The following is a 9,638-nucleotide window of genomic DNA, read 5'->3' as shown; positions in this document are numbered from 1 at the left end:
GATCACCCGGCGGTCATCGACACGTTCAATTCCACGGCTATTGGTCGGCAAGAGAGGTGCGATGATAGCCCATTCTTCGTCGCTCAATTCGTGACGGCGCATGGCAAACTCCTTTCAAGGAGATTGAATCACACACCGTCAATAAGATGAACCCTGTTTATGGGGACACTGCCTAGTGCCGGCCCCAATAGGCATCTAACATTTTCAATGCGTTATTGAACGTACTCCGTCTTGTCCTGAATTAATTTCCGCCTTTGATGCAGTCCTGCTCTTGAAATGCCCCGTATGGGCCGTAAAAGATGACTTAGTTCATCATCTTTTATCAACGTGAGACCCGTGTCGTGGGTTGGGACCTGCATAAGCTCTTCAAAAGCCACTCAAGTGAACTTATGCGGTTCATCCGGCGAGCAGGCGTGCCAGAGGATGATGCACCCGATCTCCTGCAGGATGCTTTTTTACGTCTCGCAACAACGCACGACGGTCAAGCGTCAATTGCCAACCCTCGCGCTTATCTCTTCAAGGTGTCGCGTAATCTGGTAACAGATCATGCGCGCGCCCGCGCCGTTCGGCAACGCTATTCCCAGGCTGATGCGCCAACAGACGTGGTTGCACCCGCGCCACCTCCTGAAGCGGCAATAGACTATCGCCGAATGGTCCAAAAGCTTGAGGGAGCGCTTGCAGGGTTGTCGGACAGACAGCGAGAAGTGTTTCTCCTTCATAAGTTCGAAGAACTCTCTCATTCAGAGATCTCCGTGCGCCTCGGTATTTCAAGAAGCATGGTCGAGAAGCATATGATGAGGGCGCTCCTCAACCTCAGAACAGAATTGGGCGATATGCTCGATTGAGCCTCGCGGAGGTTAAATTTCACGGCACCCCGTGTGGTTTTGGCCCGCTCATCCGTCTATTGGATGGAGCACACGACAAATCAATTGGATGAGCGAATTCGGATGGGCACGGAAGGCGGGGAGATCAGCGGAAAAGAGCGGCAGGAGGCTGCTGCATGGTTTACGCGCATGAACTCCGGCGACATCACCCCTGCTGAGTTTGACGAATTCAGAACATGGTTCAGCCGTTCTGCTGAAAATGCTGCGGAGTATCAGCGTCTCGAGCGGATGTGGGCGCAATTTGACAATCTACCGCAGGTATCGCGGATACCAAGCCCGAGTGCAGCCCGTAGCACAAGGACAGTCTCCAGGCGCACCTTGTTGATCGGCGGAAGCGCCACCGCTGCCGCCGCAGTCGCCGCCGGATGGGTCGGAAACTTTCAGGACTACGTGATCAGCGACGAGTTCACCTCAATTGCCGAAGTTCGGGAGACACGCCTGCCGGATGGGAGTGGCGTGACCCTGGATGCAAATTCGGCGATTGCGATCGACTTCTCGGATAAACGGCGAGACGTCCTGCTTCAACGAGGTCGCGCCTTCTTTGACGTCGCAACAGATAGCCGCAGACCATTCAGGGTCATGGCAAAGGGAGGGAGCGTCGAGGCGCTCGGCACGCAGTTCGTCGTCAACGTTTCGGGCGATGAGGTGATGACGAGTGTCCAGGAAAGCGCAGTGTCGGTGACAGCCCCGAGTGGCCAAGACGTTCGGCTGATGCTGGGTCAGATGGTCTCGTACAGTGGCGTCGAAATGGGCAGGGTCGAAATAGCCGACGGAGAGGTTGAGACCGCCTGGCGTCATGGGCGATTGATTTTCAGTGACAAACCACTGAGGAGCGTGGTGGCAGACGTCAACCGCTACCGGCACGGAAGATTGCAGATCGTCGGTTCAGGTCTGGAAAATCTGCGTGTCAGCGGCGTTTTCGACATCAAAAATCCGGGCGGCATTCTCGAAGCCATCGTCCGCACCCTCCCCGTGCGAGCCGTGGAGGTGACGCCGTTGCTTGTGGTTCTGATCCCCCAAGATATTTTTCGAAAAACATCATGATTGGGGTGAGGTGATCAGGTTGCCACTCGTCTTAGCTCCTGAACGGCAAGGAATGCCGGCAGGGCATATGGGACAGGGTAATGAACACAACAGGGAAACCGGGCGCATTCGTCGGGCACAACGCAACTCATTTGGGACGAATGGCAACGTTGATGGCTGGAATAAGCCTGATGCCGATCGCGACCTCCGCGCAGACAGCCGGTTCCATGGGCCCCAGACTACAGCAAGTTGCCCTCTCCTATACCATCCCGTCGGGTTCTCTCGGCTCTGCTCTGGCTACCTTTGGTAGCCGCAGCAATCTGCAGCTCCTTTATCCGGCCGCGATCACTCGAAATAAAAAGACAGCCGGCGTATCCGGAACGATGGCTCCTCAAGAAGCCTTGTCTCAATTGCTTGCCGGGACCGGTCTGACGTTCCGCTTTACAACGGCAACGACCGTGACGATTTCGGCGGTTGAGGGCCAGGCTGACGCGACCTCGTCGCCTACGGATGCAACGACGCTCGCACCCATTGTGATCGGCACGGAGCAGACTGGAAATGGTCCGGTCGACGGATATGTGGCGCGGGTCACTGCGGCCGGCACCAAAACCGACACCCCGCTGATCGAAACGCCACAATCGGTGACAGTCGTCACGTCGGACCAGATCCGCAGCCAGGGCGCAACGTCCTTGTCAGAGTCGCTTGCGTATACGCCGGGTGTTGCGATGCAGTCCGGCACGTTTAGCAGATCGGTCGACGACTTGACCATCCGCGGTTTCAACATTGCAAACGGCAATCTTGGCAGCCTTCGTGATGGCATGAAGTATCAGTCGAACGTCTACGATGGCGGTCAGGAACCCTACGGTCTGGAACGCGTCGATGTACTTCGCGGTGCGGCCTCCATGCTTTATGGCCAGTTATCGCCGGGTGGGGTCATCAATTCCATTTCGAAACGACCGACCACGACGCCAATCCATGAAGTCAACGTCGAACTCGGCACTTACGGTCGCAAGCAGGTTTCTGCCGATTTCGGCGGCCCCCTGGATGATGACGGCGTCTTCAGCTATCGTTTGACCGGCCTCGTTCGCAATGCCGACAATTGGGTGCACAACACGCCCGATGACAAGCTCTATGTTGCCCCTGCCCTCACAATCGCACCCGACGCCGCCACGTCCTTGACGATCTTGTCGAGCTATCAGCATTTTGATGCCGGTTTCGCCACACCACTTCAGCTTGAAGATGTCCGATCGGGCGCTATCCCCCGCAACATGTTCCTTGGTATCGATGGTTTCGATCAGTACAAGGGTGACAGCTACACGATCGGTTACGATTTCGAGCACGAGTTCGACAACGGCCTCAAGTTGCGCAACAAGGCGCGCTATTTTTACTCCGACGTGAATTGGGACTATATGATCGGCAATCTTGCTCCCTTGGCAAGTACCGGCGGCAGCCTGGCACGCCTCGCCAGTGTCCGCAGTGAAAACTCCTACGGCGCCACAACTGACACATCGCTGGAGTATTCCTTCGATGCACTCGGAGCGGAACACACCGTTCTCGGCGGCTTCGATTATTATCGCAGGAGCTACGACAGCCACCGCTATCGTGGTTCGGGATACAGCTTTCTCGATATTGACAGCGGCGTGACGCTCACCAATCCGCCGATCAACTACGCCGTTGATCGCGGATCCGACACGTCTGCCAATAGTTATGGGCTTTACCTTCAGGACCAGATCAAGTTCGACGATCACTGGATCCTGCTGCTCGGCGGCCGGCAGGACTGGACCGACAGTTCTGTGAAGTCGTATCAGACCGGCGGTGTGACCGATCAGTCCGATAATGCACTGACCGGTCGGGTTGGGCTTGTTTATCTGTTCGACAACGGGCTTGCCCCGTACGTGAGCATCGCACAATCATTTCAGCCTCAGGCTGGATCGGTGACCGCCACAGGTGAAGCACTCAAACCGAATGAAGCAATCCAATACGAGGCCGGTATCCGCTATCAGCCGGCTGGCAGCAATATTCTTCTAAGCGCAGCTGTCTACGACCTCACGCAATCCAACCTGACGACCAGTGATGCGTCATTCAACGTTTATCAATACGGCAAGGTAAGGTCGCGCGGTGTCGAGCTTGAAGCTCGTGCCGAGATTGATAATCTCGGATTAATCGCTGCCTATTCTTACACCGATGCTCGCATCACCGAGACCGCTTTGGCAAGCGAACTCGATCAACAGATCCAGCTTGTCCCGAGAAACGCCTTCTCCCTTTGGGCCGATTACAAACTCGATGATCTCGGCCTGGAGGGCGTGAAGATTGGCGCTGGCATGCGCTACACGGGCACAACCAATATTCTGAATACCACGCAGGATGCGCCCGCCTATCTTCTCGTCGATGCGATGGCGAGCGTTGATCTCGGCAAACTCACCGACCAGTTGGAGGGCGCGGAACTCAAGATCAACGCCCGTAACCTGTTCGACAAGAAGTTCTACACCTGCAACTACACCGATGGCTGCCGTTATGGCGAGCCAGCGACTGTGACGGCGACGCTCAGCTACAAATGGTGAAACCCGCGCCAACCCGACGGCAATTCGTGAGCGGTGGCTTGGCTTTTAGCCTCGCCTCCGCGGCAAAGGCACAAGCCCCGGCTGATCGCCCCCAGCGTATCGTTTCGATGGACCTTCTGGTAACGGAACTGCTGCTGACGCTCGGCATTTCCCCGATGGCAATCGCCAACGTGCCGCTTTACCGTCGGCTGGTTGCAGAGCCGCCGCTCTCGACCGATACCGTCGACCTCGGTCCTTTGCAGGAGCCGAATGTCGAGTACCTCCAGCTTTTGCGTCCCGACCTCATCGTAATGGCCGATTGGCAAGCGAGCGGTTTGGAGAGGCTTCGTCAGATCGCGGCAACAGAAGCGATCGCCACGTTTGCCGGCAAGACGCCCGCCCTCCAACATATGCAGGCGCAGTTGCGCATTCTTGGTGGAGTGACAGGCAACGTAGCCAGGGCTGAAGAGTGGATCGCACGCTGCGATGCGGAGCTTGCAGAGGCCAAAGCAGTCCTGTCGGCACGACTGCTTCCACCACTCTATCTATGCCGACTCAATCAGGACGCTCGCCATGTCGCAATCTTCGGCGGAAACGGTCTTGTCGGAGACGTCACCACCCAGCTTGGGCTGAAGAATGCCTGGACAGGCCGCGTAAATGCATCCGGTGTCGCTTCAATCGGCATCGAACAGCTTGCCGGAAGCCCTGACGCCCGGATTATTCATTTCGACCGCGGTCGCGAAACAGATCTTGCCGTTGCTCGCCTTGCTGACAACCCGCTCTGGCAGGTTTTACCCGCTGTGCGGGCCGGCAGGGTCACCCGCATGCCGGTGGTCTATCCCAGCGGCGGGGTCGTCAGCGCCATCCGGCTCGTGCGCCAGTTGACCACGTCTCTCGCGGGGAATGGCTGAACCATGGCTATCGCGTCGGATCAATATCAACATTCCCCCTCGCAGATTACCCTGCCAGTCGTTACACTTGCTGCGATTGCAGCGGCCTGCGGCCTGCTCGTGGCCAATGCCGGGGGTATCGCCTTTCTACATCGTGCGCTCGGACAAGGTTCATCCGGCGATCTACAAGCCGTACTGGTCTCATACGGACTGCTTCCTCGCTTTGCCATTGGCGTGATTGCGGGCCTGTCACTTGGACTGAGCGGAGCGCTATTCCAACAGATGCTACGCAATCCCCTGGCGGAGCCGGGCACACTCGCGGTATTTTCGGGCGCCAAAGCCGCCCTATTCGTGACAGTTCTTTGGATGCCTCAGGCGCTTGTCTGGGGACATGAGCCAATTATCGGGATCGGGGGCCTTCTCGCACTGCCCACCGTCTTTATCCTTGCCGCGAAATCGAAGTTCCAGCCGCTGCGCGTGATCCTGATAGGTCTCATGCTATCCCTGGGTCTCGAGGCATTCAGCGGCGCGGCTTTCCTTGTCCATTTCGAGGAACTCGGCGACCTTCTATCCTGGCAAACGGGGTCCCTCGTTCAGACGAACTGGAGCAACGTGACGATCCTGTTGCCGATCCTGCTAGTGGCGACAATCATCGCCTTGCTAATGACGCGGCCGATCACAAGCCTGGATCTCGGCGACGACAGTGCAAAAAGCGCCGGCGTTCCGGTCTACACTATTCGCCTCATTGGCCTGCTTGTTGCTGCGTGTTTGAGTGCGGCAGTTGCCGCGGCGGTCGGACCGATCGGTTTCGTCGGTCTTGTTGGCCCTGCTATCGCGAGCCGTCTTGGCGCGCGAGGTTATCAGCAGCGTATCGTGTTTGGGGCGCTGCTGTCTGCCGCCCTGCTATCGCTCGTCGATCAGGCTATATTGTCCATGGCTGGCGGTCTCGACATACCGGCCGGGTCCGCAATGGCACTCCTCGGTGCACCGATCCTGATATGGCTCGTCCGGCGGGCCAGCCTGCAGGACCGCGTCCAGCCGCCTCAGGACATGTTCGCCGCGGGGCCGGTCCGCATGATCGAAACTAGAGTATGGGTTTTCGGAGCGGCCTTGGCGCTCAGCATCGCTTGCGTGTTGGCGCTGACGCTGGGGCGGCTCGCTGACGGATGGCATTTGGCGTCACCCGAGCAGCTCATATCCGTGTGGCAGTGGCGCTTCCCACGGGTGATTGCCGCGGGAGCTGGGGGCGCGATGCTGGCGATTGCCGGTTGTCTGCTCCAAAGAATGACCGGAAATCCTTTGGCCAGCCCGGAAATTCTAGGTCTGTCCTCGGGTGGTGCCCTGTTTTTGATGCTTGCGATCTTTTTCGTACCTGGTCTCGACCGCAGCGGAATGATGGTTTTGTCTGGCCTTGGCTCGCTTATAGTGCTCGCGCTCCTGATCTGGTCCGGCCGCCGTTCTGCATTCAGTTCCGAGCGAATGCTGCTTGCAGGTATAGCGCTTGCAGCGCTTACCGGCGCACTCACCTCTCTGATGGCAGTTTTCGGCGACATGCGCATTCAGCGCCTGCTTGGCTGGATGGCTGGATCAACTTACTCGGTCAGCGAGCGCGATGCCTGGATCGCCCTTATCATCGCTGCTGTGTCGCTCGCGACAGTGCCGTTGCTGGCCCGCTGGCTGAGCATCCTTCCTCTTGGCACGGATCCCTCCCGCTCGCTCGGGCTTGGGATCGCAAAAAGCCGCCTCATCCTCATGATTGTGATCGCTGCAATAACTGGCGCCGCCACATTGCTCGTTGGTCCTTTGAGCTTCGCCGGACTGATCGCACCGCACATCGCCCGAAGCATCGGCCTCTATCGCCCTATGTCCCAAGCATATGGTGCGGCGATCATTGGCGCGACTTGTATGATCTTCGCCGATTGGATTGGCCGCACCATCGCTTTCCCTTGGCAGATCCCCGCCGGGACGGTGGCGACTCTACTGGGCAGCTTATATTTTCTCATGTTGGGCTTGAGGCATGATCGCCGAATATAGCCAATTGTTCTCCGGAGCCCTGACGGAAACGGGCGACCGTCTCTGTCTGCATGATGGCAGGGACGGTATCATTGCCTGCAAGCTTTTGCTCGATGACCGGCGGATGGCGGAAATCCTCGAGACGTTCTCGGGAAACTATGTGGAACCAGATCCACGAGCGGTGGCTTCGCAGTGGTCAAAACAGTATTTTTCACATCTCCTCATGCCGACGCTTGCTATCAACCTCGTGCTAGATCGGGCACTGCCCGTTCGACTGGATGAGGTTGGTGTTGCTCTCATGGACGATGCACGACCGAAGAGCTTCTTTTTCGATCACGCCGGCAGCCCGATAGACGCGGCAGATTTCTCAGACCGTTTCGGTAATTTGATCGATGGCCATGTCGCGCCTCTGGTCGCGAGTATCTCCAAAGCGAGTACGCTGCCGCAAAAGGTTCTGTGGGCAAACGTCGGAAACATTGTCGAAAATGTCGTCGGCCACTGTGCTCGGTTGGCAGGAGAGACGCCCAGTGTGCGGCACGGGCGGGAGATGCTCGCAAGCAGGCTCTGGAACGATGGGAGGCGGAACCTACTCTTTGAGCCGATACGCTACGAGCGCGCCAACGGGCAACAAATCCGAAAACGAAAAGTCTGCTGCCTGAGATATCTCAGCGCGTCCCTGAAACTCTGCGGAACCTGCCCTTTGGAAGAAGTCCCTCCGCGAAAACCGATGCGGGACACATCGCAAAAACAACATGTATGAACGAGGCCAGCTCATGCCGCAACAAGTCTTAAAACCTGCTATTTCTGACGCGACGGACGCTCTGTTCGAGCTCGAAAATGTGACTTTCGCCGTCTCCGATCGCGTCCTTCTGCAGCCGCTGACTATGAAGGTTCCCGCCGGCAGTTTTGTCGGACTGATCGGACATAACGGCTCCGGGAAATCGACACTTCTCAAGCTTTTGGCGCGGCACCAGGCGGCCTCAGGAGGAAGCATCCGGTTTGAGGGTAAAACACTCGGCGAATGGGCAGACAGGCCCTACGCCCGCAAAGTTGCCTATCTTCCGCAACAGATACCTGTCACAGCCGGCATGCGTGTCCGTGAACTTGTAAGGCTGGGTCGTTACCCCTGGCATGGTGCGCTCGGCCGTTTCAGTCAGGCTGATGGCCAGAAGGTTGAGGACGCAATGCATCTGACGGACGTCATTAATTTGGCGGACCGCCTGGTCGATACCCTTTCCGGCGGAGAGCGTCAGCGCGCATGGTTGGCGATGCTTGTTGCCCAGGACGCTGAGTGCCTGTTACTCGACGAACCAATATCAGCACTCGATGTGGCTCACCAGGTAGAAATGCTTGCCTTGATTCATCGCCTTTCGAATGATCGAGGCATGGGCGTCATCGCAGTCCTGCACGACGTCAACATGGCCGCACGTTTCTGCGACAAAATTGTCGCCCTGCATACCGGCAGGATGATTGCGCGTGGCACCCCGGCGGACATCATGACCCCTGACTGCCTACGATTGGTGTACGGGATTGAAATGGGAATAATGTCCCATCCCGACACCCATCAGCCTATCAGTTTCGTCCGCTGAATGGACTCGTGAGCGGCGACTACGGCCAAAACGTTTGGCATAGAGGTCAGAGCGGATGTAACGCTTCTACGCCTTGATGGGAAATCGAACCGAGGGCACCGCCGCTGACTTGACGTGTTTTTGCGGCAGTTAGCCATGACGCACATCGTTTTTATGGCACTTTAGTTACGAGCGATACGTCCCAGACTCGGCAAATAACAGAAAGGCGCACGACGTTCGGCGGCTGTTTCAGCCATGAGGCATGCGTTGAAACTCGCAATCCCCCGCCCTGCAGCTATCCGCGCGAGAGTTCATCAACTTGCGCCTGCGTCAGCGACGACACCTTGAGGCCTCTGACCAACAGGTAGAGCTTTGCAGTCTCTTCCAACTCTTCAGCTGCGTATTGCGCCTCCAGCAACGATTTTCCCGAAACAACCGGCCCGTGGTTTGCTAGAAGGACCGCATGCGCATGACTGATTTTGCGCTGGACAGCCGCTGCCAGCCTCACATCACCCGGCGGGAAATAATCGACGATCGGAAGCCTTCCGACACGCATGACATAATAGGCGGTAAGCGGCGGAAGAGCGTCGGCGCGATTGATTTCCGGCAGGATGCTGAGTGCAACCGCGTGAGTTGAATGAAGATGAACGACGGCGTTGGCAGCCCTGCGGTTGCAGTAAACGCACTGGTGCAGAAATGCTTCTTTTGTCGGTTTGTCGC

At 57.5% G+C, this 9,638-nt stretch carries 8 protein-coding genes and 1 pseudogene; 7 read left to right on the top strand and 2 right to left on the bottom strand.

From position 1 onward, the window contains the following. Positions 1 to 102: pseudogene (locus tag ACI3K0_RS30410) on the bottom strand (IS5/IS1182 family transposase); the annotation flags it as partial. A 239-nt stretch (positions 103 to 341) separates the two neighbouring features. On the opposite strand from ACI3K0_RS30410, the gene ACI3K0_RS30405 reads away from it, so the two are divergent. The 7 genes from ACI3K0_RS30405 (at position 342) to ACI3K0_RS30375 (ending at position 8,939) form a co-directional block, all read left to right on the top strand. Beyond that, complete coding sequence (locus ACI3K0_RS30405) at positions 342 to 845, top strand: RNA polymerase sigma factor (RefSeq protein ID WP_353654295.1); 504 nt, start codon at positions 342 to 344, stop codon at positions 843 to 845. 102 nt (positions 846 to 947) lie between these two features. Continuing rightward, on the top strand, positions 948 to 1,928 hold the full coding sequence (locus ACI3K0_RS30400) for a FecR family protein (RefSeq protein WP_404946958.1): 981 nt from the start codon (positions 948 to 950) through the stop codon (positions 1,926 to 1,928). A 152-nt stretch (positions 1,929 to 2,080) separates the two neighbouring features. After that, a complete protein-coding gene (locus ACI3K0_RS30395) occupies positions 2,081 to 4,468 on the top strand; it encodes a TonB-dependent siderophore receptor (RefSeq protein WP_404946957.1) in 2,388 nt (795 codons plus the stop codon). Positions 4,469 to 4,506: 38 nt separating this feature from the next. After that, on the top strand, positions 4,507 to 5,358 hold the full coding sequence (locus tag ACI3K0_RS30390; RefSeq protein ID WP_404946956.1) for an ABC transporter substrate-binding protein: 852 nt from the start codon (positions 4,507 to 4,509) through the stop codon (positions 5,356 to 5,358). A gap of 3 nt (positions 5,359 to 5,361) precedes the next feature. Then, on the top strand, positions 5,362 to 7,371 hold the full coding sequence (fhuB, locus tag ACI3K0_RS30385) for a Fe(3+)-hydroxamate ABC transporter permease FhuB (protein ID WP_404946955.1): 2,010 nt from the start codon (positions 5,362 to 5,364) through the stop codon (positions 7,369 to 7,371). Continuing rightward, complete coding sequence (fhuF, locus tag ACI3K0_RS30380) at positions 7,355 to 8,110, top strand: siderophore-iron reductase FhuF (protein ID WP_206829406.1); 756 nt, start codon at positions 7,355 to 7,357, stop codon at positions 8,108 to 8,110. The genes fhuB and fhuF overlap by 17 nt, the downstream gene beginning before the upstream one ends. A 13-nt stretch (positions 8,111 to 8,123) precedes the next feature. Beyond that, entirely contained in the window at positions 8,124 to 8,939 is an 816-nt protein-coding gene (locus ACI3K0_RS30375) for an ATP-binding cassette domain-containing protein (RefSeq protein ID WP_206829403.1), read from the top strand. A gap of 274 nt (positions 8,940 to 9,213) precedes the next feature. Here ACI3K0_RS30375 and ACI3K0_RS30370 read toward each other — a convergent pair. Then, positions 9,214 to 9,638: class II aldolase/adducin family protein (locus tag ACI3K0_RS30370; RefSeq protein WP_404946954.1), on the bottom strand; the 425-nt coding region annotated here is incomplete at its 5' end.

This window comes from Rhizobium sp. ZW T2_16 (assembly GCF_044987325.1).
Taxonomy (GTDB): domain Bacteria; phylum Pseudomonadota; class Alphaproteobacteria; order Rhizobiales; family Rhizobiaceae; genus Neorhizobium; species Neorhizobium cellulosilyticum.
This window is presented reverse-complemented; position numbering and strand designations above follow the sequence as displayed.

Excerpts from the sequence above, each read along its gene's own strand:
- ACI3K0_RS30400 (WP_404946958.1), top strand. The coding sequence starts at position 948 with ATGGGCACGGAAGGCGGGGAGATCAGCGGAAAAGAGCGGCAGGAGGCT.
- ACI3K0_RS30395 (WP_404946957.1), top strand. The coding sequence starts at position 2,081 with ATGGCTGGAATAAGCCTGATGCCGATCGCGACCTCCGCGCAGACAGCC.
- fhuB (WP_404946955.1), top strand. The coding sequence starts at position 5,362 with ATGGCTATCGCGTCGGATCAATATCAACATTCCCCCTCGCAGATTACC.
- fhuF (WP_206829406.1), top strand. The coding sequence starts at position 7,355 with ATGATCGCCGAATATAGCCAATTGTTCTCCGGAGCCCTGACGGAAACG.
- ACI3K0_RS30375 (WP_206829403.1), top strand. The coding sequence starts at position 8,124 with ATGCCGCAACAAGTCTTAAAACCTGCTATTTCTGACGCGACGGACGCT.